This is a genomic window from Micromonospora sp. NPDC048830 (assembly GCF_043198215.1).
In the GTDB taxonomy this organism is placed as follows: Bacteria; Actinomycetota; Actinomycetes; order Mycobacteriales; family Micromonosporaceae; genus Micromonospora.
In genome coordinates, this window is the sequence record NZ_JBICUP010000063.1 from 1 (window position 1) to 25,378 (window position 25,378).

Here is a 25,378-nt window from a genome sequence, read left to right on the forward strand (position 1 = left end):
GGGGCCGCGACGACTGGCAGCAGATCCTCGCCGCGGTCGCGGGGCTGTTCGTGCGGGGTGTGGAGCTGGACTGGGCGGCGATCGTCGGGCCGGTGGCGGCCGGGGCGGTCGGCCTGCCGACGTACCCGTTCCAACGCCAGCGCTACTGGTCGGCGCCCGCACCCGGCGCGCACAGCCGCCGCCGGCCGGGCGACCACCCGCTACTCGGGCAGCGGCTGCGTACGCCGTCGTTGCGGGACACGGTCTTCGAGGCCGCGCTGAGCGTGGCGGCCTACCCGCTCCTGGCCGAGCACCGGCTCGGGGACCAGGTCGTGGTGCCCGGCGCCCACCACCTCGCGATGCTCCTCGCTGCCGCCACCGAGGCCGGTACCCGGCACCCGGGCCTGCGGGACGTGCTCTTCGCCCAGCCGCTGACCCTGCCCGAGTCGGGCGAGCGCCCGGTGCAGACGGTCCTGGCGGCGGACGGCGCCTCGCTGCGGCTCGTCACCTACGACGACCCCGGCTGGACCGAGTACGCCGAGGCGCGGCCGGACCCGGAGGGCGTCCCGGACGACGCCCCGTCGGAGTTGACGGAGCTGGGGTCGCGCTGCGACCGGTCGCTCGACGACCTCGACGCCTTCTACCGGGCCGTCACCGACGCCGGCCTCGACCTCGGGCCGGGCTTCCGCTGGCTGGACGAGGTCCGCACCGGCGACGGGGTGGCGGTGAGCGCCGTCCGCGTGCCCGGGCAGCTCGACCCGAGCGTGCCGTACCCGGTGCACCCCGGCCTGCTGGACGCCTGCTTCCAACTGCTGGGGCTGACCCGGCCGCAGCCGGACGGCGGGCTGGCGATCCACGTCCCGTTCCGCGTCGATCACCTGCGCGCCGTCCCGTCCGCCGAGCCGGAGCTGCGCGCGTACGCCCGGACCCGACCGGACGGCGACTCCACGACCGACGTCGTGGGGGACGTGCTGGTCGTGGAGCCCTCCGGTCGGGTGGTCGTGGACCTGCGCGGCGCGCGGCTGCGGCACCTCGACCCGGCGGCGCTGCGCCGCCCACCGGCCGAGGCCGACGACCTGCGCTACGAGATCACCTGGCCGGTCGCCGGCCCGGCCGCGGAGGCCACGGCCCCGGGCGCGCCGGGCGCGTGGCTCGTCTTCGCGGACGCCGACGGGCTCGGCCGGCAGGTCGCCTCGCTGCTCGCGGAGGACGGACACTCCTGCACGTTCGTCCGGCCCGGTACGTCGTTCGAGCGCACCGACCCGGACGGGTACCGCGTCGACCCACAACGCCCGGAGGACCTGGCCCGGCTGCTCGACACGGCCCCGGCCGGCGGCTGGCGGGGCGTGCTGCACCTGTGGGCGCTGGACACGCCGGCCGACCCGGACGCGGACCTGCCGAGCCTGCGGGACGCCCAGCGGAGCGTCCTGCAGAGCACCCTGCACCTGGTGCGGGCGCTGGCGACGCGGAGCCTGTCCCCCCGGACGTACCTGGTGACCCGGGGCGCCCAGCCGGTCGGCGAGCCCGTCGGGCCGCTGGCGCTGGGGCAGGCCCCACTGTGGGGCATGGCCGGCGCGATCGCGCTGGAACACCCCGACCTGCGCTGCACCCGGATCGACCTGGACCCGGCCGACACCGGCGGCGACGCGGCGCTCCTCGCCGCCGAGCTGCGCGCCGACGGCCGCGACGACCAGGTCGCCCTGCGCGGCGCGGCGCGCCACGTCGCCCGCCTGGCCCGCTGCGCGGGCGACGACGGCGGACGGCTGGTGCCGCCCAGCGTCGAGTCGTTCCGGCTGGAGGTGGCGACCCCCGGCGTGCTGGACCGGCTGGTGCTCCGCCCGGTGCCGCGCCGGTCGCCGGCCCCGCACGAGGTGGAACTGCGGGTCGGGGCGACGGGGCTCAACTTCCGCGACGTGCTCAACGTCCTCGGCATGTACCCGGGCGAGGCGGGACCGCTCGGCCTGGAGTGCGTCGGCGAGGTCGTCGCGCTCGGCGCCGACGTGCGCGACCTGGCGGTCGGCGACCGGGTGGTCGCCCTCGCCCCCGGCGGCTTCGGCAGCTTCGTGACCGTCGGCGCCGACCTGGTCGCCCCGGTGCCGACGGCCGTCACCGACGCCGACGCCGCGACGATCCCGGTGGCCTTCCTGACGGCGCTGTACGCGCTGGAGCACATCGCCCGGCTCGCCCCCGGAGACCGGGTGCTGATCCACGCGGCGGCCGGCGGCGTCGGCATGGCCGCCGTCCAGATCGCGCAGGCGGTCGGGGCGGAGGTGTACGCGACGGCGAGCCCGGCGAAGTGGCCGGTGCTGGAGCGGATGGGCGTCCGGCACGTCTTCCACTCGCGTACCCTCGCGTTCGCCGACGCGATCCGCGAGCGCACCGGCGGCGCGGGCGTGGACGTCGTCCTCAACTCGCTGACCGGGGACTTCCTCGTCGAGAGCATGCGGCTGCTGCGCCCCGGCGGGCGGTTCGTCGAGATCGGCAAGCGCGAGATCTGGTCCACGGACAAGGCGGCCCAGGTCAACCCCGACGCCGCCTACACCGCCTTCGACCTGGTGGAGCTGTCCCGCGACGAGCCGGCCACCGTGCGGTCCCTGCTGCGCGAGCTGATGCGGCGGTTCGCGGCCGGCACGCTCCGGCCGCTGCCGCGGCGCGTGTTCGGGCTGCCGCGGGCCGTCGACGCGTTCCGGCACATGGCGCAGGCCCGGCACGTCGGCAAGGTCGTCGTCAGCCGGCACGACGACGCCGACGGCGGGGCGGACGACGTGGTCCGCGCCGACGGGACGTACCTGATCACCGGCGGCCTCGGCGGCCTCGGCCTGCACGTGGCGCGGTGGCTGGTGGAGCGCGGCGCGCGGACACTGGCGCTGGTGGGACGCGGCGGCGTCACCGACGCGAACCGAACGGACGTGGCGGCGTTGCGCGACGCCGGGGCGCGGGTCGAGGTGCTGCGCGCCGACGTCGCCCGACCCGAGGACGTGGACCGGCTCGTCGGTGAGGTCACCGCGACCCTGCCCCCGCTGCGCGGCGTCGTCCACGCGGCGGGCGTGCTCGACGACGGTGTCCTGCTCCAGCAGGAGTGGCCGCGCTTCGAGCGGGTGCTCGGGCCGAAGCTGGCCGGGGCGTGGAACCTGCACCGCGCCACCCGCCAGCTCGACCTGGACTTCTTCGTGCTGTTCTCCTCGGTGGCCTCGATGCTCGGCTCCGCCGGGCAGGCCAACTACGCGGCCGGCAACGCCTTCCTCGACGCGCTCGCCGAGGAGCGCCGCCGGCAGGGGCTGCCGGGGCTGAGCGTCAACTGGGGCCCGTGGCGCGGCGCGGGCATGGCCGCCTCCGTGGACGACCGCGGCGACCGCCAGTGGGCGCTGCGCGGCATGGGTCTCATCGACCCGGAGCGGGGCGTCGCCGAGCTGGCCTGGGCGCTCGGGCAGTCCCGCGTGCGGGTCGGCGTCGTCGCGGCCGAGTGGGGGCCCTACCTGCGGCAGTACCCGCCGGGGCGCCGGCCGCCGCTGCTGGACGACCTGGCCAGGCCGGTGGACGGCGACGCCGGGACCGAGGCGGTCCGCGGCGAGCACCGGGCGCTGCTGACGCTGCTGGAGGCCGCGCCCCCCGACGACCGGCTGGAACTCGTCGTCGCGCACGTGCGGGACCTGGCGGCCCGGGTCCTCGGCCTGCGGGCCGCGCACACCCTGGACACCCAGCGGCCGCTCAACGAGCTCGGCCTGGACTCCCTGATGGCGGTGGAGCTGCGCAACGCACTCAGCCTCAGCGTCGACCGGTCGCTGCCGGCGACGGTGCTGTTCGACTACCCGACCGTCGAGGCGCTGGCCGGGTTCGTCGTCGCGGAACTCCAGCTCGCCGAGCCGGCGCCGGAGCCGGAACCGCCCGCCGCGGCGGCGACCGCCGAGGCGGCCCGCGACGCCTGGCTCGCGGAGATCGAGCAGCTCTCCGACGCCGAGGTCGAGGCCCTGCTCGACCAGGAACTCTCCCAGACCCGGAAAAAGGACTCCCATGAGTGACGACGCAGCCCGAACCGACCGGTTGTCGCCGCTGCAACGGGCGCTGCTCGGCATCCGCGAGCTGCGTTCCCAGCTCGACGAGATCGAGCGCGCCAGGACCGAGCCGATCGCCGTCATCGGCATCGGCTGCCGCCTGCCCGGCGGCGCGAACGACCCCGAGTCGTTCTGGGACCTGCTGCGCGACGGCGCGAACGTGATCCGCGAGATGCCCGCCGACCGGTGGGACGTCGACGCGTACTTCGACCCCGACCCGGAGGCGCCGGGGAAGATGAGCAGCCGCTGGGGCGGCTTCGTCGACGAGATCGACGGCTTCGACCCGGCGTACTTCGGGATCTCGCCGTGGGAGGCGGCGAACATGGACCCGCAGCAGCGCCTGATGCTCGAGTGTGTGCAGGAGGCGCTCGACGACGCCGGGCAGGTGCGCTCCGAGCTGCGCGGCAGCCGGACCGGCGTGTACATCGGCCTGGCGCACAGCGAGTACGGCTGGCTCAACTTCAACAATCCACACCTGGCCAACGTGTACACCGCGACCGGGTCGTTCGGCTCGATCGTCGCCAACCGCGTCTCGTACGTCTACGACCTGCGCGGCCCCAGCTTCACGATGGACGCCGTCTGCTCGTCGTCGCTGCTGGCCGTCCACCAGGCGTGCGAGAGCCTGCGCAGCGGCGACTGCACCATGGCGGTGGCCGGCGGCGCGGGCCTGTTCCTCAAGCCCGAGGGGTTCGTCTGGTTCACCAAGCTCGGCGTGCTGTCGCCGCAGGGGCAGTGCCGGGCGTTCGACGCCTCGGGCGACGGCATCGTGCTCGGCGAGGGCGTGGCGGCCGTCGTGCTCAAGACGCTGTCCCGCGCCGTCGAGGACGGCGACCCGATCTACGCGGTGCTGCGCGGCAGCGCGGTCGTCCAGGACGGCCGCAGCAACGGACTGACCGCGCCGAGCCGGCTCTCCCAGGAGGCGATGCTGCGCGAGGCGTACGAGCGGGCGGGCGTCGACCCGGCGGCCGTGCAGTACGTCGAGGCGCACGGCACCGGCACCATCCTCGGCGACCCCATCGAGGCCCAGGCGCTCGGCACGATCCTCGGCGCGCGCCGCGACCCCGACCGGCCGCTCATGATCGGCTCGGTCAAGACCAACATCGGCCACCTCCAGATGGTCGGCGGCCTCGCCGGCCTGATCAAGGTGGTGCTGGCCATGAAGCACCGCCAGCTCCCGGCGAGCCTGCACTTCGACGAGCCCAACCCGCACATCCCCTTCGACGACTACCGGCTGCGGGTGCAGGACCGGCTGGGCCCGTGGCCGTACGAGGGCCCGATGCTGGCGGGAGTCACCTCGTTGAGCTTCGGCGGCACCAACGTCCACGTCGTCGTGGAGGAACCCCCGGCCCGGCCCGGTGCCCCGGTGGCACCCGCCGACCGGGACGCCGAGCGGGCCCGGCTGCTGCCGCTGTCCGCGCACAGCCCGGCCGCGCTGCGTGACCTCGCCGGCGCGTACCAGGAGTTCGTCGGCGACCCCGCGACCGACCTCGACGACCTCTGCCGCACCGCGAGCCTGCGCCGCACCCACTACGACGAGCGGCTGGCGATCAGCTTCGCCTCCCGGGCGGAGCTGGTCGACCGGCTCGCCGCCTTCCGCGACGGCGCGGCCCGGCCCGGCACGTCCCGGGGCGACCGCTCCCAGCACCTCCGCCGCCGGCTGGTCTTCGTCTTCCCCGGCCAGGGCGGCCAGTGGGTCGGCATGGGCCGCCGGCTGCTGGACCGGGAGCCGGTGTTCCGGCAGGCGATCGAGGAGTGCGCCGCCGCGATGCGCCCGTACGTCTCCTGGGCGCTGCTCGACGAGCTGCGCGCCACCGAGGCGCAGTCGCGGCTCGACGAGATCGACGTGGTGCAGCCGATGACCTGGGCGGTCCAGGTGGGCCTGGCGGCGCTGTGGCGCTCCTGGGGGATCGTCCCGGACGCGGTGGTCGGCCACTCGATGGGGGAGGTCGCCGCCGCGCACGTCGCGGGCACGCTCAGCCTCGACGACGCCGCCCGGGTGATCTGCCGCCGCAGCGCGCTGGTCCGGCGGATCCGGGGCCGGGGCACGATGGCCGTGGTGGAGCTGCCGCTCGACGAGGCGCGCGCCGCCATCGCCGGCCTGGAGGACCAGCTCGCCATCGCGGTGAGCAACAGCCCCACCACCACGGTCCTGTCCGGCGACACCACCGCCATCGAGACCGTGCTGAAGACGCTCGCCGACCGCGACGTGTTCTGCCGGCAGGTCAAGGTGGACTTCGCCTCGCACAGCCCGCAGGTGGACGAGCTGCGCGCCGACCTCCTCGCCGAGCTGCGCGACGTACGACCCCGCGAGTCCACGGTGCCGATCCACTCCACCGTGACCGGCCGGCCCACCGACGGCCGGGAGTTCACCGCCGACTACTGGGCCGACAACCTGCGCGAGCCGGTGCTCTTCTCCACGGCGGTCGGGCAGCTCGTCGAGGCCGCGCCCACGTTCGTCATCGAGATCAGCCCGCACCCGATCCTGCTCTCCTCGGTCGAGCAGTGCGCCCGGCACGCCGGGACGACCGTCGTCGCGCTGCCCTCGCTGCGCCGCGACGAGGAGGAACGCGGCGTGCTGCTGGGCACCCTCGGCGCCCTCTGGACGCTCGGCCACCGGGTCGACTGGCGCCGCCAGCACCCGACGGACCGGCCCGTGCTGCGCCTGCCCCGCCACCCCTGGCAGCGGCAGCGCTGCTGGCTGGACTTCGACCCGGCCGGCGCCGCCCACCCGGCCCCGCCCGCCGCGAGCATCGTCCGGGGCGGCGAGCCCGCGTCGGCCGGGACCGAGCGCTACTTCCGGGCCGCCGCGCCCGGCGCCGAGCACTTCTGGGAGCTCACCGTCGACCGGACCTCCTGGCCGGAACTCGACGGCCACCCGAGCCTGCCCGAGGCGGCGTACGTGGACCTGGCGCTCACCGCCGCCGCCCCGTTCGCCGGGGCGCCGGACTGCGTGCTCACCGACGTGACGTTCGCCGGGCCGCTGCCGGTGTCTGGGCAGGGCAGCGTCGCCCAGGTGGCGGTCGACCGGCCCGGTGACGAGGGCACCGGCTGGCAGGTGTTCAGCCGCCCGGCCGGCGACCCGGCCGGGCCGTGGGTGCGCCACGCCCGGGGCGTCGTCCGGCCCGCCGCGAGCGGGCGGCCGTACCTGTCGCCACGCGAGACGCCGGACGCGATCCGGGAGCGCTGCACCGCCGAGGTGACCGGGGCGGCGTACTACGACAGCCGCGCGGCGGCGGGGCTGACCGACGGCGCCGGCACCCGTACGGTGCGACGGCTGTGGCGGGGCGACGGCGAACTGCTGGCGCTGCTCGCCGCCCCGACGCCGGGGACCGGGTCGCCGGGGGACTGGCGGCTGCTGCACGGCGCGTTCGACCTGCTCCCGGTCGTCGCGCCGGACACTGCGAGCGCGAGGAATGAGCTTGCGAGTCCCGCAGTCGCGAGCGAAAGGTTGGCTCCGGCGAGCGCGAGGAATGAGCTTGCGAGTCCCGCAGTCGCGAGCGAAGGGATGGCTCCGCTGGCCGCGACCGCCGGCCACCGTCCCACCGCCGTCGAGCGCCTGCGCGTGCACCGACCGGTGACCGGCGAGCTGTGGGCGCACGTGCGGCTCCGGGAAGTCGGCGACGACGCGCTGACCGGCGACATCCGCCTCCTCGACACCGAGCTGCGGACCGTCGCCGAGGTGACCGGGCTGCGCTCGACGGTCGGCGGGCCGAGCGCCCCGGCCAGCCCCGCCGCGGCCACCTCCTCCGCCGCCACCGTCGGAGTCCCGCGCGGCCTCCGCGCCACGCCGGCGCTCGCGGACGCGTCCGGCCCGGCCACCGCCATCGTCGGCGACGCGTCCGGCCCGGCCACCGGGACCGCCGGCGGCGAAGCCGGCCCGGCCGACGCCGGAACGGGGGCGGCGGAGACCGCGCCGACCAGCCGGAAGGCGCTGCTGACCGTCGCGCCCGCCCGGCGGCGGGCCGTCCTCACCGGATACCTGCGGGAGCAGATCGCGGCGGTGCTGGGCCTGCAGCCGCAGCAGCTCGAGACGGACCAGCCGCTGCTGGGCCTCGGGCTGAACTCGCTGATGGTGTTCGAGCTGCGCAACCGGCTGCGGGTCATGTACGGGGCGCAGATCGGCCCCCAGGAGTTCCTCTCCGGCATCACGGTGGCCCGGATCGTCGAGCACGCCCTGGCCGCGGTCGACGCCGACTCACCGGAACCCGCCCCGCAGCCGGCCGGCACACCGCAGCCGGCCGGCACACCGCAGCCGGCGGCCACGCCGGTGCCGGCCGTGCGCCGTCCCGCGCCCGCCCGCCCGGCCACCGTCGAGGTCAGCGTCGACGCCGCCGACTGGCTGCTGCGGCGGACCCCGGACCCGGCCGCCCGGCTGCGGCTGTTCTGCCTGCCGTACGCGGGCGGCAGCGCGTCGCTCTTCCGGGACTGGGCCGACGAGCTGCCCGCCGGGGTGGACGTCTGCCCGATCGAGCTTCCCGGACGCCAGCAGCGGCACCGGGAACCCGCGTTCACCCAGATGTCCGCGCTGGCGCGGACGCTGGCCGGGGTGCTGCGTCCGCACCTCGACCTGCCGTACGCGTTCTTCGGGCACAGCATGGGCGGCCTGATCGCCTTCGAGCTGACCCGGCAGCTGCGCCGGGAGGGCCTGCCCGGCCCCGCGCACCTGTACGTCTCGGCGGCCCGCGCCCCGCACCTGCCCGACCTGGAGCCGCCGCTGCACCGGCTGCCGGAGGCCCGGCTGATCGAGAAGCTGCGCGCCATGAACGGCACCCCGGAGGAGATGCTGCGCGACCCCGACGCGATCGCGCTGTACCTGCCGGTGCTGCGCGCGGACTTCGCGATGGTCGAGACCCGCATCCACCACACCGAGGCGCCGCTGGACGTGCCGCTGACCGTCTTCGGCGGCGAACGGGACGACAAGGTCACCGGCGAGGCGATCGCCGCCTGGCGCGACCAGGCCGGCGGCGACTTCGCCGTCGAGATGCTTCCCGGCGACCACTTCTTCGTCCAACGGGACCGCGCGGCGCTGCTGGCCACGCTGTCCCGGCGGCTCACGCACGACCTGGCGCGGCTCGACGCCCCGGCCGCGCCCGACGACCCCGCACTTTCCTGACCGAGAAAACCCCGACAGTCCTGAGGAGGACGGGCAGATGCCCTACATCGTCGCAACCGAGACCAGCCTGCCTGGTTACTACTACGACCAACAGACCCTCGCCACGACCCTGCGCAAGTACTGCCAGGCGATCGGGCTGGACATCGACCTGGACATCATCGACAGCCTCTTCAAGAACTGCCAGATCGACGGCCGCTACTTCGCGATGCCGCTGGACACGTTCTTCGAGCCGCCGCCGTTCAGCACCGTCGCCGCCCGCTGCGTCGAGGAGGCCGCCGACCTCTGCGAGAAGACCGTCCTCAAGCTGCTCGCCAGCGCGGGCCTCGCCTCCACCGGGGTCTGCCAGTTCACCTCCATGCTCAGCACGGTGGTCTCGGTACCCACCGTCGACGCGATCCTGATCAACCGGATCGACTTCGCGCCGACCATGAAGCGGGTGCCGATCAACGGCCTGGGCTGCATGGCGGGCGTGGCCGGGCTGAGCCGGGTGGCCGACTACCTCAAGGGCCACCCGACCGACGCGGTGATCCTGCTCTGCTGCGAGCTGGGCGGCACCGCCTTCTGGCAGGGCGGCGTCCAGGGCTACCTCCAGGAGGCGCTGAACCGCGACCTCACCGAGAGCTCCTTCTACACCGACCTGGTCTCGCAGATCGTCACCGTCGCACTCTTCGGCGACGGGGTGGCCGCCACCCTGATGGTCGGCGACGAGCACCCGCTGGCCCGCCCGGGTCTGCCCCGGGTGATCGACACCCGGTCCGGCTTCCTGCCCGACACGCTGCACGTCGCCGGCGTGGACGTGCTGGACAACGGCTTCCGCAACCGGCTGAGCGTGGACGTGCCCGGCCTGGCGAAGGTCGGCCTGCGTCCGGTGATGGACCCGCTGCTGGCCGACCACGGCCTCACCGTGTCGGACATCGGCCACTGGATGATCCACCCCGGTGGCCCGAAGGTGCTGACGGCGACGGCGGAGGAGTTCGGGCTCACCGACGAGGACCTGAAGCTGAGCCAGCACGTGCTGCGCACCGTCGGCAACGTGTCGGGGCCGACCGTGCTCTACATGCTCGACCAGACCTTCGCGGAGTACGACCTGGAGCCCGGCACGTACGGCATGGTCGTCGGCATGGGGCCCGGCTTCTCGCAAGAGGCGGTCCTGCTCCAGTGGTGACCCGGCCCGGCGGCGCCACCCGGCGCCGCCTCCACGACCGTCCACGGTGGGGGGACCAGGCATGGCCAGCGTGACACCCACGGCCCCGGCCGGGGCCGGGCCGCGCCTGGCCCCGGGCCCCCGCGGCAGGTTCCTCGTCGGCAGCCTGTTCGACCTGCGGCGCGACCTGATCGGCTTCCTGAGCGGGGTCAGCCGCGAGTACGGCGACATCGTGCGGTTCACCGTCGCCGGGTTCACCGTGCACCTGATCAACCACCCGGACCACCTGCGGCACGTACTGCAGGTGAACAGCCGCAACTACGACAAGCAGTCGTTCGAGTACAAGCCGCTCAAGATCGCGTTCGGCGAGGGGCTGTTCACCAGCGACGGCGACTTCTGGCGGCGGCAGCGGCGGCTGATGCAGCCCGCGTTCCACCGGCAGCGGATCCAGCAGCTCGGCGAGGGCATCGTCCAGGACGTGGTGGACCGCGTCGACACCTGGCAGCCGCACGCCGAGCGCGGCGAGCCGCTCGACGTGGCCGCGGAGATGGTCAACCTGTCGATGAACGTGGCGACGAAGTCGCTGTTCAGCACGGGGCTGCGCGGCGACGACGAGGTGGCGGCGATCAGCCGGTACCTCGACACGATCGTCAACTACTGCCTCTACCGGGCGACGGTGCCGCTCGCGCCGCCGCCGCGGGTGCCCACCCGGCGCAACCGGGCGTTCAACGAGGCGATGAACGGCCTGAACGGGATCATCTACCGCATCCTGCACGAGCGCCGCCGCGACGGCGGGGACAGCCACGACCTGCTGTCGATGCTTTTGGCGGCGCGCGACGAGGAGACCGGCGAGGGCATGCCGGACAAGCAGCTGCGCGACGAGATCGCCACGCTGCTGCTCGGCGGGTACGAGACCACGTCGAACCAGCTCAGCTGGGCCTGGTACGAGCTGTCGCGGAACCCGGAGATCGAGGCGCGGCTGCACGACGAACTCGACCGGGTGCTCGGCGGCCGGCGGCCCACCGTGGCGGACGTGCCGCAGTTGGAGTACACGCGGATGGTGCTGGAGGAGACGCTGCGGCTCTACCCGGTGCCGTGGCTGGAGCGCCGGGCGGCCGGGCCCGACCAGATCGGGGGCTACGACGTCAAGGCCGGGTCGCTGATCTACATCAGCCCGTACCTGACGCACCGGCACCAGGACCTGTGGGAGGATCCCGAGCGCTTCGACCCCGAGCGGTTCACGCCGGAGCGGTCCGCCGGCCGGCCCCGGTTCGCCTACTTCCCGTTCGGCGGCGGGCCCCGGCTCTGCATCGGCAACCGGCTCGCCGAGTTGGAGGCGCAGTTGACGCTGGCCACCATCGCCCAGCGGTACCGGCTGCGCATGGTGCCGGACCACCCGGTGGAGCCCAAGATGATGATCACCACCAGCCCCCGGTACGGGCTGAAGATGACCGTCGAGCCACGCCGCTCGACGGCCTGACCCGGTACAGGAGATGTCCCGTATGGACGACAACCGGATGAACAGACTGGGCGGCACCTGCGCGATCCTGGTGGGTGTCTCGTACGTCGTGGTCACCACCTTCTTCGTGCTCGACCCGACCCAGTTCATCCCGCACGAGAACAAGGACGAACTCTGGCGGGCGTTGGCCGCCGACGGCACCCCGCGCGTCCTGTACTACTGGGGCTACGCCCTCGGCGCGGTCTTCGCGTTCGGGGCGATCCCCGCCATCGCCGACCTCGTCCGCGAGCGGCACGAGGGCTGGGTGCGGTGGACCACCGGCCTGGCGTACCTCTCCTTCGGCGTGACGGCGGTCGAGACGTTCCGCCTGGTGACGGCCACGCCGCTGTGGGCGGGCGACTACGCCGGCGGCGACCCGACGGTTCAGACCGCGATCGTCACCACCGACCTGCTCCTGCGGCTGGACCCGGCGACCTGGCTGCGGTTCGGCGCCCTCGGGCCGTGGTTCCTGGTCGTGAACATCCTCGCGCTGCGGCACGGGCTGCTGCGCCGGCCGCTGGCGTACCTCGGCATCGCCCTCGGCGTGCTGACCAGCACCACCGCCGTCGGCGTGGCCCTCGGGATCGGCCCGATGGTGCTCGTCTCGGCGATACTGGGCGGCGCCCTGGCCGCCCCGATCTGGTTCATCTGGGTCGGCCTGGTGCTGCGGCGCGGCGTACCGCGGACCCCGGACGCGGGGCGGGGCCCGGCGACCGCCGGCCCGGCGACCGCGGGCGCGGTGACCGCGGGCGCGGTGACCGCGGCGCAGCCGGCGCGAGCGGAGGAGGCGGCCGGTGCCTGACCGTCACCCGCCGGGGCCGAAGGGCGTGCCCCTGCTCGGCAACCTGCCCGGGCTCGGCCGGGGCATGGTGGAGTTCATGATGGAGACGGCGACGCATGGCGACGTCGCGTCGTTCACCATCGGGCCCACCCGCAACTACCTGCTGAGCCACCCCGACCACATCCACGACGTGCTGGTCCTGCGCCGGGACAAGTTCACCAAGGACCCGCACGACCTGCGGACCCTCGGGCGCTGGATGGGCAAGGGCCTGCTGACCAGCGACGGCGAGCACCACCGCCGGCAGCGTCGACTGGTGCAGCCGGCGTTCCGCCACCGGCGGATGGCCGGGTACGGCGAGATCGCCGTGGACGCCACGCAGCGCCTGATCGAGGGCTGGCGGCCTGGCGACGTCCGCGACATGCACCACGAGATGATGAAGCTGACGCTCAACGTGGTGTCGCGGTCCATGTTCGGCAGCGGCGTGCCGGACGAGGAGGCGTACAAGGTCCAGCGGGCGGTCGCCGGCCTGCAGGACATCGCCATCCAGATCAGCAAGTTCGGGATGCTCGTGTCGCCGTGGCTGCTCCTGCCGCTGCACCAGCTCCTCAAGCGCGGTACGCGGGTGCTCGACGAGGCGGTCATGCGGATCATCGCCGAGCGGCGGGCCAGCGGGGAGGACCACGGCGACCTGCTGTCGATGTTCCTGCTGGCCCAGGACGAGGTTGACGGCGGCGGCATGACCGACCAGCAGGTACGCGACGAGGCCGTCACCATCTTCGTCGCCGGCCAGGAGACGACGGCCAACGGGCTGACCTGGGCCTGGTACCTGCTGTCGCAGCACCCCGAGGTGGCCGAGAAGCTGGGCGCCGAGCTGGACGAGGTGCTGGGCGGCCGACCCCCGACCGCCGAGGACCTGCCGCGGCTGCGCTACACCGGGATGGTCTTCAAGGAGGCGCTGCGGTTCTGCCCGCCCGCCTGGACGCTCAACAAGCGGACCCCGGTGGAGGACGTCGAGCTGGGCGGCTACCGGATCCGCCGGGGCAGCGGGATCTTCATCATGCCGTACGTGATGCACCACCACGAGCGGTACTTCCCCGACCCCTTCCGGTTCGACCCGGAACGCTTCGCGCCGGAGCGCGAGGCGGACATTCCCCGGTACGCCTTCATGCCGTTCGGCGGCGGGGAGCGGATCTGCGTCGGGGCCGGGTTCGCCGAGATGGAGGCGAAGCTGATCCTGGCGACGCTGGCCCAGCGCTTCCGGTTCACCCTCGCCCCCGGCCAGCGGGTCGCGCTGAAGCCGCTGGTCACCCTCGCGCCCAAGTACGGGCTCCGGCTGCGCGTCGCCGACCGGTCGAGCTGACCGTCGAGGCAGGACAGGGCCGGCCCACCGCTCGTGGGCCGGCCCTGCGCCGTCGACCGGTGCCGGCATCCGCGTACGCGCGACGCGTGACGGGTTCGGCGGCGGCGGGCGGGAAGGACGTCAGCGGTCCGGCCGGTCCTCGTCGTGGTGCCGCTGGATCGGGCGTCGCGTGGGTGGGCGGTGTACGTCGTCGGCCACGAGCGTCCGCACCCGACCGATGGTCGCGCCCGGCGCCATGATCGCCTCCCGCCACCGGTCCAGCGTTCTGGTCAGGTCCCACACCGTCGCCCGCAGCTCGTGCAGTTCGCGCCGGGACACCGTCAACTGTTCCCGGACGGCCAGCGCCTCGGCCTCCAGCTCGGTGACCCGGTTCCGCAGCGGCTGTACCAGGGTCAGCGCCGCGTCGGTCAGCGCTCCGGCCGTGTCGGCCTTCAGCTTCCGCCGTTGCACCGTGATCGTGGCGATCACCCCGAGGCCGCTGGCGCCGCCGAACAGCCCGAGCGCGGAGATCAGGACCTGCGCCCACTGCGGGGAACCAGGCACGTCCGCGGAGATCATGTCTGCATCCTCGGGCACGGATCCGCCGCCGCCTGGTGCATGCGGACGAGCCAGCGCAGGGACCGCACGATCTCGGCCGCGCGCAGCCACGAGCCGACCACCACCGCGCCGACGAACGACGCCGCCACGACCGCCTGCGCGCCGGCGACCACCAGGACGGAGACGACGTACATCGCGGCGATCGCCCCCAGCATCAGCACCGCGGCGAGTTCGATGCCGAGGCCGGTGCCGAGTTGTCCCGGCCAGAACATGCCGAGCAGGCCCGCGACGCCGACCGCGATGAGACCGAACTCCCAGCAGAGCCTGATGGCGCCGGGCATCGCGACCTCCACCGAGTGGGGCCGGATGTCCCCGGCGGCCAGCAGGACACCGCACACGGGCGAGGTGGCGAGGACGGCGAACTCGTACACCCGATTGCTCGTCCGGTCCCGGAAGCTCCCCACGGCCGGCTCCTCTCCTGCACGCGCGCCGTGCCGACGCGCGGGAAGCCGACGAGCCGAGGTCGCCACGTCGCAACGCCGCTCGCCGGAACGGCGCGAGCCACAGCACGGACCGGGGATGCCCGGCCGGGGCGTCGGCGGCCTGCCGCCTCGGCGTACCCGTCGGTCGCGGCGCCTCAGCCCCGGGGCCGAACCCGCGTGCGTCAAACATATGCCCAGGTCAGCGGCCTGCGGAAGGGGGGCGGGCGGCGGGCGAACCGGTCGACCCGGCGCGGCCGTGCGCGTCTGTCGTGCTCCCGACAGCTGCCGACCCCCCCGCACCCCAGCCGCCGTCAGGTCGCCGGGCCGTCGGGGGTTTGCCGCCCCGACGGCCACCCGGTCGCCCCGTCGTCGCGCCGCGGGCGCCGCCGCCGAACGCACCGCTTGACCGCCAGGGTCGTGTCGCGGGGGGTCGCCCGAGGGGCCGTGGGCCGCCACAGGGAGTGGACGGTCACCCCGTCCGGACGGTGGAACCGTTCCCGGTCGGCGTAGCCGTGCCGGCGGTAGAGGTCGCCATGCAGCCCGCCGCAGCTCTCCGCGTACGTCGGCAGGCTCAGGTTGTCCATCCACCGCTGGCTCTGGGTCAGGATCGCCTCGGCCCGAGCGGCGTCGCCCGGCCCGGGCGGAACCGCGAGGAACGCCAGGTGGTTGTGGGCCTCGACGGGGCGGTGCGCGGCGAGGGTCCGGTCGAGCAGGACGAACCGCCCCGTGAGATCCCCGCACGTCTCGGCGAGGCGCCTGCCGTACCCCCGGGGGCCGGGGATGGGACGGTAGCGGTGGAGCCAGAGGGTGCCGGCGGTGCCGTCGCGTAGCAGGAACGCGTCGCCGAACAGCAGCGCGTGCTCCGTCCAGATGCGGGCCACGCCGGCGAGTACGGCGGGCCGCCGCCGCTCGTCGGGGACGAGCCAGGCGCCGAGCGGGGAGGCGGAGACCGTGGCGGTCACGAGGCTGACGATCAGGTCGATGTCGTGCCAGCGGGCGCGATCGACGGGCAGAGGGAGGCTCAAGGAGGGACTCCTGGTCACGGGGGTCCGACAGGGCTGTTGGTGACGGCCCGACCCGGCGGGCCGGCAGGCGCGTCGGGCCCGCCCGGTCGGGCGGGCGTCCGGGGGCGGGCGGGCGTACGGACCGGCTTCCTTCTCCGCTGCGGCGTCCCCCGGGCAGGGACCTGACGCTTTCTCGCCGGCGAGGCGCGCGGCGGGGCGGGGGCGCGCGTCCGGCTCAACCCGGCCCCCTCGTCGCCGGGCGCCCCGGGGGGGGCCCGCCCGGGCCCCCCCCCCCCCCCCCCCCCCCCGGGGGGCCCCCGGGGGGGGGGGGGGGCCGGGGCCGGCCCCCCCCGGCCCCCGGGGGGCGGGGGCGCGGGGGGGGGCCCCGGCGGGCCCCCCCCGCGGCGACCGCTCAGCGGTGGCGGAAACGGGGGGCGGGGACGCCGGTGGCAGGTCGCCGACCTGACGGGCGGGCCGCTCGACAACGATCGCCGGTGGGGCCTCGGCGGCGCGCGCGGTGCCGGCGGCGACCGCCTCGTGGGCAGCCCACGCGCAGAACAGGCCCGCGATGACGAGCCCGAGGCGCAGCGCGTACCAGGTCAGTCGGCCCCGCCGTCGACCCATTTCCACACCCCGCCTTCCCCACCGCGGTCACGCCGAGTGTCGAGATCGGTAATGTAGCGTATTGGCCGCGTCCGTGGTGGCTCCGCAACTCCGTGCCGGCGCCGGGACCGCGGGGCGTCCTTCTCCAGGGGGCGTTAGCGAGGGGCACCTCCTTCCGGCAGGATGGACGACGTGTCCGTGCTCTCCGCGTTGCGCTGCCCGATCGTCGCCGCCCCGATGGCCGGCGGTCCGTCCACCCCGGCTCTCGCCGCGGCCGTCTCCGCCGCCGGCGGGCTGGGCTTCCTCGCCGCGGGGATGCTCGCCACCGAGCGGCTGCTCGCCGACATCGCCGAGGTCCGGGCGCGCACCGACCGGCCGTTCGGGGTCAACCTCTTCCTGCCCCCGTCCGGCGCCGTCGACGAGGCCGCCATCCGGGCGTACGCCGACCGGCTCGGCCCGGAGGCCCGGCGGCGTGGGGTGACGCTCGGCGAGCCGACCGGCGGCGACGACGCATACCCGGAGAAGCTGGCCGCCCTGCTCGCGGACCCGGTGCCGGCGGTGTCCTTCGCGTTCGGGCTGCCCGACGCCGCCGCGGTGGCCGCCCTGCGGGAACGGGGCACCGAGGTCTGGGCGACGGTCAACCGGCCGGACGCCGCCGTGGCGGCGGCCCGGCTCGGCGTGGACGCCGTGGTCGTGCAGGGCACGGAAGCCGGCGGGCACCGCGGCGGCATGCCGGACGACGACGACTACGCCCTCCTGCCGCTGCTGCGGCTGGTCGCCGCCGACTGCGACCGGCCGCTCGTGGCCGCCGGGGGCATCGCGGACGGGGCCGGGCTCGCCGCCGTGCTGGCCGCCGGCGCCGCCGCCGCGCAACTCGGCACGGCGTTCCTGCGCTGCCCCGAGGCGGGCACCTCGCCGATGCACCGCGCGGCCGTCGCCAGCGCCGCGCCGACCGCCCTGACCAGGGCGTTCACCGGCAAGCGGGCGCGCGGCGTCGGCAACGACTTCCTCCGGCGGCACGACCGGTCGGCGCCGGCCGGTTATCCGCAGGTGCTGCACCTGACCCGGCCGCTGCTGGCCGCCGCCCGCCGCGACGCCGACGCCGCGACCGCGAACCTGTGGGCCGGCCAGGCGCACCCCCTGGCCCGGGAGGTGCCCGCCGCCGAGCTGGTGGCCGAGCTGACGGCGGACGCCCGGGCCGCGCTGGTTGCGGCGGCCGACCGCTGGCGCTGACGCCCTCGGTCAGCCGTGCCAGGAGCGCCAGAGGGCGGCGTACGCGCCTCCGGCGCGGACCAGCTCGTCGTGGCTGCCCAGCTCGGTGATCCGGCCGTCCTCCAGCACGGCCACCCGGTCGGCGTCGTGCGCGGTGTTGAGCCGGTGTGCGATGGCGATGACGGTGCGCCCGGCGAGCACGGCCGCCAGCGCCCGCTCGGCGCGCCGGGCGGTCGTCGGGTCCAGGGCGGCGGTCGCCTCGTCGAGGATCAGCGTGTGCGGGTCGGCGAGCACCAGCCGCGCCAGCGCGAGCTGCTGCGCCTCGGCGGCACCGAGCTCGCGGGCGCCGTCGCCGAGCTGTGTGTCGAGGCCGTCGGGCAGGTCGGCGTACCAGTCGGCGCCCACGGCGGCCAGCGCGGAGCGCATCCGTTCGTCGGACGCCCCGGGCGCGGCGAAGGCCAGGTTGTCGCGCAGCGAGCCGATGAAGATGTGGTGCTCCTGGGTGACCAGGGCGATCCCGCGACGGCGTTCGGCCGGGTCGAGGTCGGTCACCGGGCAGCCGCCGAGGCTCACCACCCCCTCCCGCGGCGCGTCGATCCCGGCCAGCAGCCGGGCCAGGGTGGACTTCCCGGCTCCCGACGGCCCGACGACGGCGAGCCGCTCGCCGGGGCGGACCTCCAGGTCGATGCCGTGCAGCACGTCGGGGCCGTCCGCGTACGCGAACCGCGCGCCGCGCACCACGAGCCCGTGTCCGGCGGGCGCGGACGCCGAGCCGCGCGGCTCCGGCGGCACCTGGCCCACCCCGAGCACCCGCGCGAACGACGCGAAGCCCCGCTGGGCCTGCTCCATCCACTGCAACAGCCGGTCCAGGGGTTCGATCGCCTGCTGGAGGTAGAGCGCGGCGGCGACCACCTCGCCGAGTGTCACCGCGCCCCGGGACAGGAAGAACCCGCCGGCGAGCAGCACCGCGGCGACCGGCAGCGGGTAGCTCGCCTCCACCACCGGGAAGTACACCGACCGCAGCGCCAGCGTCGCCCGCCGCGTCTCCCACACCCGGCGGATACGCCCGACGCCGTGCCGCACGCGTTCGTCGGCCAGGCGCAGCGCCTCGACCGTACGCGCGCCCTCCGCCGTCGTGGTCAGCGCGTCGGTCAGCTCGGCCGTCGCGGCGCCCTCGGCCAGGTACGCGGCCCCGGCGCGGCGCAGGTACCAGCGGGTCACCGCCCAGATCGACGGCAACCCGGCCAGCGCGACGAGGCCGAGCAGCGGGTGCAGCAGGAACACCGCGCCGAACAGCAGCGACAGCTGCGCCGAGGCGATCACGATGACCGGCAGCACGTCGCGGACGGTCGTCCCCACGGTGGTCACGTCGACCGAGCTGCGCACGGCCAGGTCCCCGGTGCCGGCCCGCTCGACGACGGAGACGGGCAGGGCGAGGGTCCGCGCGACGAAGTCCTCCCGCAGCCGCGCCACCGCGCGCTCGCCGAACCGGTGGCCGGCGTACTGGGCGTACCGGGCGAGCAGCCCGTGCACCAGCACACACCCGCCGATCGCGAGCGCCAGGCGGTCCACCGTGGCCACGCCCGCGCCGGTGCCCGCCGAGTCCACGATGCGGCCGAGCAGCCAGGGCGCGGCGAGCCCGGCGACCGCGGCGGCGACGTGCAGCGCCAGCAGGCCGGCCACCGCCCGCCGGTCCCGGGCGATCAGGTCCACCGTGGCCCGACGGACGGCCGCCCGGTCCGCTACCGGAAGCCCGCTCATCGCCGCGCACCTCCCACTTCGGCCGAGGAGTCGCTGTCGGCCTGGTCGCTGTCCCGGGACACCAGCGCCCGGTAGCCCGGCTCCCGCCGCAGCAGCTCCGCGTGGGTGCCGGTGGCGACGACCCGGCCCCCGCTCAGGTACGCGACGGCGTCGACGCGGCCGAGCAGCAGCGGCGACGTGGCCAGCACGACGGTGGTCCGCTCGGCCCGCGCCGTACGCAGCCGCCGGGCGATGCGCTCCTCGGTGTGCGCGTCCACGGCCGACGTCGGGTCGATCAGGATCAGCACCTCCGGCTCGGCGAGCAAGGCCCGCGCCAGTCGTACGCGCTGCCGCTGCCCGCCGGAGAGCGTGCGGGCGCGGGTGTCGATCGGTGTGCCGAGCCCGTCGGGCAACGCGTCGGCGACGTCCTCGGCGGAGGCGGCGCGCAGGGCGGCCCGGATCTCCGGGTCGCCGACGCCGGGCCGGACGCGCAGGATCTCCCGCAGCGTCCCGCCGAAGAGGTAGGAGTCGTGGTCGGCGACCAGGATCCGGGCGCGCACCTCGTCGGGCGCGACCCGGGTCAGCGGCACGCCGCCCCAGGTGACGTCGCCGACGGCGTACCGCCCGAGCCGGTCGGCCAGCGCGACGGCCTCGGCGGGGTCGTCGCTGGCGACGCCGAGCAGCGCGCCGGCGGGCACCGTCAGCCCGCTGGCCGGGTCGTGCAGGTCGGCGGGACCGTCCGGGGCGAACCGGGAGCCGGGGCCGCCGGTGTCGTCCGGGGCGATGGCGTCGTCCGGGGCGATGGCGTCGTCCGGGGCGATGGCGTCGTCCGGGGCGATGGCGTCGTCCGGGGCGATGGTGAGCAGGGCGACGATCCGGCGGGCGGCCACCCGGCCGCGGATCAGCTGGTATCCGCCCTCCAACAGGAACCAGACCGGCACGATGAGGGTCGCCACGTACCCGTAGACGGCCACCAGTTGCCCGACGGTGATGTCGCCGGCGACCACCATCCGCGCCGAGAGCCACACCACGACCGCGAGGAACAGCCCCGGGATGACGCTCGTCAGGGCCTCGATCCAGCTGTTGACCGCGCCGACCCGGTAGCCCTCGCGCCGCAGGTCCTGGGAGCGGGCGGCGTGCCGGCGGGCGAACAGGGCGCGCCCGCCGACCCCGGCGAGCACGCGCAGCCCGGCCACGATGTCCCCGGCCCGGGTCGTCAGGTCGCCCTGCCGCTGCCGGTAGACCGACTCGGCCCGCTCCAGCCGGCGCAGCAGCGGCCCGATCAGCACCGCGATCGCGGGCACGCCCAGCAGCACGGCCACCGCGAGCAACGGCGAGATCGACCACAGCACGACGGCGACGACCGCGTACGCGACGACCGCGCCGACCCCGGGTCCCGTCACCGTCAGCACGGCCGAGGTGTGGCCGATGTCGGCGCCGCCGACCGTGGCGACCTCCCCGGCGGCGAGCTTGCGCGGCAGCACCGCGCCGACCCGGGACAGGTGCCGCACGAGGACGCCGGCGGAGCGGGCCGTGGCGTCCTCCCGGACGAACGTCATCGTGCGGTGCCGCATGATGCCCAGCCAGGCCAGCCCGATGCCGGCGGCGACGATCGCGGCGACCCAGCGCAGCAGGGCCGCGGTGTCGTGCGCCCGCAGCCCGTCGTCGACGGCGCGGGCGACCAGGTACGGCCGGACCGACAGCCCGATCATCCAGGCCGTGCCGAACAGGCTGCCGCGCAGCACCCGCCACGGCTGGCAGCGGACCAGCCACCAGATGTACCACAGTGGACCGCGCGTGTCGGGGACGCCGGGATCCGGGTGGGGAAGCTGCGGGGGCATCCGCTCAGGCTAGGCGATGATCTTCCGCCGTACGGACCGGTCGGGCCCCGAAGCACAGCGAGGGCTGGACCCACCCGACGGAGGAGATCCTGCGCCGCTGCGGCGAGGCGGCCTCGACGAGGCCATCGCGCGGATCAAGGCGGCCGGGCTGGACTCGATCGCGGGCGCCGGCGCCGAGATGCTGCCGGACCGGCCGCGCAGGGCGATCGCGCCGCTGAAGGAGTCGGGCGCGCGGTGGCGGCGTTGCCGTCGTCGAGCGCCCCACCGACGAGCATCGGCACGCCCGGCCCGCCGCTCGTCGCGCCGGTGTGTAACGCGCATCGTCTCGGTGGCGCTGCGGACTTTCGTTGTCTTGGATAAAAGTCCGGCCGGACTTGACGAAAGGTCTGGACACGTCGAGACCGACTTAGTAGTGTCTGGACTCATCAATATGTTTCACCGAGGTTAACCGGCGGCGCGGTCGATCTCGGCCGTGGCTCTCCAGGCGGCGCAACACGCCCGGCGGCCACGGCTCCGAGCAGGGCTGGCACCCCGGGCCAGCGGCGCAACCAGCGGCCGGCGCAGAGGACGCGCCGTGGTTGGCCGATGTCCGTCCCGCCTCTCGGTGATTCCTCGTCAGCTCCGACGCGGAACCACACCCCGTCAGCTCCGACGCGCGACCCTGCCCGGGTGACGCGGCGATCCGGCTCGCCCGCCGCCTGGCAGACCCACCTATACGGAAACGACCGTGGCCGCGGGCCACGGCCGGGGCTCCCGTGCGGCCAGGGAGGGGCCACACGGCTCGTCGATCCGGCGACCCAACGCGACACGACATCGGCCGGGGTGACGCCACCCGCCGGTGCCGCCCTCGGCATCTGTGAGAGAGGCTTTGATGAACGGGTATCCACTGCCGGACCGACCCCCCGCGGGCCGGCTCCGGAGATCGATCGCGGCCGCGGCCACGGCGGCCCTGCTGATGGTGACCGCCGCGCTGGTGGCGGTGCCGGCCAGCGCCCGGCCGGTCGACCCGGAAGGAGCGAGGACGGCCGTCGCGGCGGCACCACGGCAGTTGCAGGCCCAGGTGCTCACCTGGACCGCCGGCGACAACTTCCTCGCGTACCGGTCGGCTCCCACCACCGCCGTCGCCGGGCCCGCGACGCTCGTCTTCGAGAACAGCGCCGCGACCGGCAACACCACCGGGATGCAGCACACCCTGACGTTCGACACGGGGGACCCGCGGTACAACAGCGACGTCGACGTGAACATCCTGGCCGACCCGACCGACGCCAACGGGGGACGGTGGACGGTCGACGTGGTGCTCTCGCCGGGCACCTACCGCTACTTCTGCGCGATCCCGGGCCACGGCGGGATGACCGGCCTCCTGGTCGTCAGCGGCGGCGGCTCGGACACCACCCCGCCGACCGCGTCCGCCACGGTCACCGGCCAGCGCGACGACAACGGCGCCTACGTCGGGTCGGCGACGGTGACGCTGTCGGCCACGGACAGCGGGTCCGGGGTGGCGCGCGTCGAGTACGCCCTGGACGGCGGCGCGTACGGCACCTACTCGGCGCCGGTGACGGTGAACCAGCCGGGTCAGCACACCGTGAGCTACCGGGCCACCGACAACGCGGGCAACACGTCGAGCCCGCAGTCCGTGTCGTTCACCGTCGTCGAGCCGCCGCCGACGGACACCACCCCGCCCACCGCGACGGCCGCGGTGACCGGGCAGCGCGACGACAACGGCGCGTACGTGGGCGCGGCCACCGTGACGCTCTCCGCCTCGGACACGGAGTCGGGTGTCGAGCGGGTCGAGTTCTCCCTGGACGGCGGGGCGTACGGCACCTACTCGGCGCCGGTGACGGTGAACCAGCCGGGGCAGCACACGGTGGCGTACCGGGCTACTGACAAGGCGGGTAACACGTCGGCGCCGCAGTCGGTGTCGTTCACGGTGGTGCAGGCGCCGCCGGTGGACACCACCCCGCCGACGGCCACGGCCAGTGTGACCGGGCAGCGGGACGACGCCGGGGCGTACGTCGGGTCGGCGACGGTGACGCTGTCGGCGACCGACGCGGGCTCGGGCGTGGACCGGATCGAGTTCTCCCTGGACGGGCAGCCGTACGCCGCCTACTCGGCGCCGGTCACCGTCAACCAGCCGGGCCAGCACACGGTCAGCTACCGGGCCACGGACAAGGCGGGCAACACCTCGACGCCGCAGTCCGTCTCGTTCACGGTGGTGCAGACCCCGCCGGTGGACACCACCCCGCCGACGGCCACGGCCAGTGTCACCGGGCAGCGGGACGACGCCGGGGCGTACGTGGGCGCGGCCACCGTGACGCTCTCCGCCTCGGACACGGAGTCGGGCGTCGAGCGGGTCGAGTTCTCCCTGGACGGCGGGGCGTACGTCGCCTACTCGGCGCCGGTGACGGTGAGCCAGCCGGGGCAGCACACGGTGGCGTACCGGGCTACTGACAAGGCGGGTAACACGTCGGCGCCGCAGTCGGTGTCGTTCACGGTGGTGCAGGCGCCGCCGGCGGACACCACCCCGCCGACGCCCACGGCCAGTGTGACCGGGCAGCGGGACGACGCCGGGGCGTACGTCGGGTCGGCGACGGTGACGCTGTCGGCGACCGACGCGGGCTCGGGCGTGGACCGGATCGAGTTCTCCCTGGACGGGCAGCCGTACGCCGCCTACGCGGCGCCGGTCACCGTCAACCAGCCGGGCCAGCACACCGTGAACTACCGGGCCACGGACAAGGCGGGCAACACCTCGACGCCGCAGAGCGTGTCGTTCACCGTCGTCGAGCCACCGGCGCCCGACACCACCCCGCCCACCGCCACGGCCGCCGTGACCGGCCAGCTCGACGACGACGGCGCGTACGTCGGCAGCGCCACCGTCATCCTCTCCGCCGCCGACGCCGGCTCGGGCGTGGACCGGATCGAGTACGCCCTCGACGGCGCCGCGTACGCCCGCTACACCATGCCGGTCACCGTCGACCGGCCCGGCCAGCACACGCTCAGCTACCGGGCGATCGACCGCGCCGGCAACACCTCGGGCACCGCGTCGGTCACCTTCACCGTCGTGGCCAGCGGGCCGGCGCCTGCCTGCCCGGTGCCGGACACCCGGCCGACGGTGTGGCTCGGCACGGTGGACAGCGGCGTGCCCAACCGGGTCGTCGCGGACGGCTGCACGATCAACAACGCCATCGAGGACGAGAAGCCGTGGCCCCACCACGGCCGGTTCGTCAAGCACGTCAACGAGGTGGCGGAGCACCTGCACCACCTGGGCGTGCTCAGCCACGCCGAGCACGGGCGCCTGGCCAGCGCGGCCGGCCGCTCGGGCGTCGGCAAGCCCGACGAGAAGAGCGGGTACCAGCCGCTGCTGGACTCCTCGGCGGCGTCGTTCCAGCGCTGGGAGCACGTCGGGGCGGGCGGCTTCACCCGCAACGCCGACGGGTCCGTCACCAGCCGCGCCGTTCCCGGCCTCGGCATGCTGTGGTTCCCCGCGAAGGAGTACGGCGACTTCTCGCTCAAGCTCCAGTGGCGCGACGACGCGCCCGGCGACGGCCGGGCCAACAGCGGCGTCTTCGTCCGCTTCCCCGACGTGCACGGGCACCCCGCCGAGTCCCGTCCCGAGTGGGTGGCCATCAAGTACGGCCACGAGCTGCAGATCTACGACCGGACCGACGGCGACCAGTACAAGAGCGGATCGGTGTACGGCTTCGACCGGGTCGACCTGACCGGCGCGCACGTCGCGCCGAAGGGCGCCTGGAACGACTACGAGATCCGGGTGGTGGGGCAGCACTACTCGGTCTTCCGCAACGGCGAGCTGATCAACGAGTACGTCAACCGGCCGGACGCGGTGTTCACGCCACCCCGGGCGGACGACCCGGGCGGCGCCGGCCGGCAGGCCGCCCGCGGCTACGTCGGCCTGCAGAACCACGGCACGGGCGACGTCGTCAGCTTCCGCGACGTCCGCATCGCGCCGCTGTCCCCGTGCTGCCCGAACGGGACCCCGTCCGCCTCCTCCAGCAGCTGCTGCTGAAACCCCCTGGA

Annotated in this window: 13 protein-coding genes and 1 pseudogene; 9 read left to right on the plus strand and 5 right to left on the minus strand. The window is 75.1% G+C overall.

What is annotated here, in order from left to right; translation table 11 throughout:
• The 6 genes from ACGFIZ_RS31195 to ACGFIZ_RS31220 form a co-directional block, all read left to right on the plus strand.
• A partial coding sequence (locus ACGFIZ_RS31195; protein ID WP_393425939.1) for an SDR family NAD(P)-dependent oxidoreductase occupies positions 1-3,998 on the plus strand: 3,998 nt, incomplete at its 5' end.
• Entirely contained in the window at positions 3,991-9,144 is a 5,154-nt protein-coding gene (locus ACGFIZ_RS31200) for a beta-ketoacyl synthase N-terminal-like domain-containing protein (protein WP_393425942.1), read from the plus strand. The genes ACGFIZ_RS31195 and ACGFIZ_RS31200, both read left to right, overlap by 8 nt.
• Positions 9,145-9,181: 37 nt before the next feature.
• Positions 9,182-10,309 (plus strand): type III polyketide synthase, encoded by a 1,128-nt coding sequence (locus ACGFIZ_RS31205; protein ID WP_393425945.1) that lies wholly within the window; start codon positions 9,182-9,184, stop codon positions 10,307-10,309.
• Between the two features lie 61 nt (positions 10,310-10,370).
• Entirely contained in the window at positions 10,371-11,768 is a 1,398-nt protein-coding gene (locus tag ACGFIZ_RS31210; RefSeq protein ID WP_393425948.1) for a cytochrome P450, read from the plus strand.
• Between the two features lie 22 nt (positions 11,769-11,790).
• Positions 11,791-12,588, plus strand: a complete 798-nt coding sequence (locus ACGFIZ_RS31215) for a DUF4386 family protein (protein ID WP_393425951.1) — start codon at positions 11,791-11,793, stop codon at positions 12,586-12,588.
• Positions 12,581-13,927 (plus strand): cytochrome P450, encoded by a 1,347-nt coding sequence (locus ACGFIZ_RS31220; RefSeq protein ID WP_393425954.1) that lies wholly within the window; start codon positions 12,581-12,583, stop codon positions 13,925-13,927. Before ACGFIZ_RS31215 ends, ACGFIZ_RS31220 begins: the two co-directional genes overlap by 8 nt.
• A 120-nt stretch (positions 13,928-14,047) precedes the next feature.
• Here ACGFIZ_RS31220 and ACGFIZ_RS31225 read toward each other — a convergent pair whose 3' ends face one another.
• The 3 genes from ACGFIZ_RS31225 to ACGFIZ_RS31235 form a co-directional block, all read right to left on the minus strand.
• Positions 14,048-14,485 (minus strand): hypothetical protein, encoded by a 438-nt coding sequence (locus ACGFIZ_RS31225; RefSeq protein ID WP_393425957.1) that lies wholly within the window; start codon positions 14,483-14,485, stop codon positions 14,048-14,050.
• Entirely contained in the window at positions 14,482-14,928 is a 447-nt protein-coding gene (locus tag ACGFIZ_RS31230) for a hypothetical protein (protein WP_393425960.1), read from the minus strand. The genes ACGFIZ_RS31225 and ACGFIZ_RS31230 overlap by 4 nt, the downstream gene beginning before the upstream one ends.
• A 329-nt stretch (positions 14,929-15,257) precedes the next feature.
• Positions 15,258-15,971: a hypothetical protein gene (locus tag ACGFIZ_RS31235; protein WP_393425963.1), complete on the minus strand. Its 714-nt coding sequence runs from the start codon at positions 15,969-15,971 to the stop codon at positions 15,258-15,260.
• A gap of 765 nt (positions 15,972-16,736) precedes the next feature.
• On the opposite strand from ACGFIZ_RS31235, the gene ACGFIZ_RS31240 reads away from it, so the two are divergent.
• On the plus strand, positions 16,737-17,786 hold the full coding sequence (locus tag ACGFIZ_RS31240) for a nitronate monooxygenase (protein WP_393425966.1): 1,050 nt from the start codon (positions 16,737-16,739) through the stop codon (positions 17,784-17,786).
• A 9-nt stretch (positions 17,787-17,795) separates the two neighbouring features.
• On the opposite strand, the gene ACGFIZ_RS31245 is transcribed toward ACGFIZ_RS31240, so the two are convergent.
• On the minus strand, positions 17,796-19,526 hold the full coding sequence (locus ACGFIZ_RS31245; protein ID WP_393425969.1) for an ABC transporter ATP-binding protein: 1,731 nt from the start codon (positions 19,524-19,526) through the stop codon (positions 17,796-17,798).
• Positions 19,523-21,346 carry an ABC transporter ATP-binding protein gene (locus ACGFIZ_RS31250; RefSeq protein WP_393425972.1) on the minus strand — a complete coding sequence of 608 codons (1,824 nt, stop codon included), beginning with the start codon at positions 21,344-21,346 and terminating at the stop codon, positions 19,523-19,525. The genes ACGFIZ_RS31245 and ACGFIZ_RS31250 overlap by 4 nt, the downstream gene beginning before the upstream one ends.
• Positions 21,347-21,387: 41 nt before the next feature.
• Here ACGFIZ_RS31250 and ACGFIZ_RS31255 point away from each other — a divergent pair.
• Together ACGFIZ_RS31255 and ACGFIZ_RS31260 are read left to right on the plus strand one after the other, a co-directional pair.
• Positions 21,388-21,584 (plus strand): annotated as a pseudogene (locus ACGFIZ_RS31255) (dehypoxanthine futalosine cyclase); the annotation flags it as partial.
• A gap of 633 nt (positions 21,585-22,217) precedes the next feature.
• Entirely contained in the window at positions 22,218-25,367 is a 3,150-nt protein-coding gene (locus tag ACGFIZ_RS31260; RefSeq protein ID WP_393425975.1) for an OmpL47-type beta-barrel domain-containing protein, read from the plus strand.
• The last annotated feature ends 11 nt before the right edge of the window (positions 25,368-25,378 follow it).